The organism is Sideroxyarcus sp. TK5, from assembly GCF_054601595.1.
Genome location: NZ_BAAHSJ010000027.1, coordinates 1 through 1,424, shown reverse-complemented (window position 1 = coordinate 1,424; position 1,424 = coordinate 1). Strand labels below are relative to the sequence as shown.

Sequence of the window (1,424 nt, the reverse complement as noted above, 5' to 3'; positions counted from 1 at the left end):
CCCTCACCGCTCCCTCCCCGCCTCCTGAAACGCCCCCATGACCGGTGAGAGCAAATACTCAAGAATGGTTCTGGTACCAAGGTGTATCTCCGCCGTGACTTGCATGCCGGGACTGAGGGCGTGCTTGATGCCGTTGACGATGAGTTCTTGTGCTTTGAGGTCGACCAGTGCGCGGTAGGCGTAGGGTTGGCCGTTGGGGGATTGGGCATTGGGTGGGGCGGATGCGCCTGTGCCTTGCTGGTTGGCATCGGTGGCGTCTGCGCTGAGGTGGGCGACTTCGCCTTGCACCATGCCGTATTTCTGGAACTGGTAGGAGGCGAGTTTGACTTTGGTGGCTTGCCCTTGGTGGATGAAGCCGACATCCTGATTGGATACCCACACTTCGGCTCTGAGTATCTCGTCCTTGGGGACGAGGGTCATGAGGATGGTGCCGGGGCTGATGACGGTGCCGATGGTATGGGTGGCGACGTCTTTGATGATGCCGTCTTGCGGGGCTTTGAGTTCGAGTAGTTCGTGGCGGTATTGTTGTTTGGCGTATTCGGCCTGGGTCTTGTCCAGCTTGCTGCCAAGGTCGGCGCGTTCGGCTTGCAGACGTTGACGGTAGTCGGCGCTGATCTGTTCGAGTTTGCGGCTGGAGGCTGTGAGCGTGGCTTGGGCACTGGCGATGAGGTGTTGCTGGGTTTTGAGGTCCTGGGATCTTTCGGTGTATTCGCGTTGTTTGTCGGCGGCTTCGAATCTGCTGACGTAGCCGTCTTGGGCTAATTCGGCGAATGCCTCGGCTTGCTTTTGATAGTGCGGCAGGGTTTCAGTGAGTTTGGTGCTGGCTTGTTTGGCGGCGGCAAGTTCGCTTTGGGCTTTATCGCGGATGCTGCGCTCTTCTTCGAGGGCGGTGTGGTATGCGTGACGGTTGGCGCGGTATTGGGCGAGGGCTTCGTTATAGAGCGTTTCCGGATCGTCTGGCCTGCGTTTGAATGCTTTATCAGCCAGCTCTGCGTCGATGCGCCGTCGGGCGATCTGTTTGATGAAATAGTCGGCGCTGATGGCTTTACCGTCTGCATCGGACATGGTGGTGTCCAAACGCATGAGGACTTGCCCTGCTTCGACATGCTGACCTTCGCTGACGAGTATCTCGCTGATGAGGCCTTGTTCAAAGGGCTGGACGATCTTGACGTAGCTTTGCGGGATGAGCTTGCCTTCTGCACTGGCGACGATATCCAGTTTGCCGAAGATAGCCCACAGGATGACGGCAAACAACAGGATGAGCAGGATACGCAACATGGCCTGCGCGAACGGCGCCGGCGGCTGGCTCTGCACGCGCAACAGGCTGGGAGCGAAATCCTGGGGATCGACACCGACGATGCGCGCCTTGCGTGCTATTTTTCTAACTGCCACAAAGCTCCCTTTCTCTTACGCAGAACCAATTC

1 protein-coding gene is annotated in these 1,424 nt (G+C 58.0%); it reads right to left on the bottom strand.

What is annotated here, in order from left to right:
• Nucleotides 1-3 precede the first annotated feature (3 nt).
• Nucleotides 4-1,392: an HlyD family type I secretion periplasmic adaptor subunit gene (locus tag ACYPYQ_RS13525; RefSeq protein WP_459724441.1), complete on the bottom strand. Its 1,389-nt coding sequence runs from the start codon at nt 1,390-1,392 to the stop codon at nt 4-6.
• Nucleotides 1,393-1,424 lie beyond the last annotated feature (32 nt).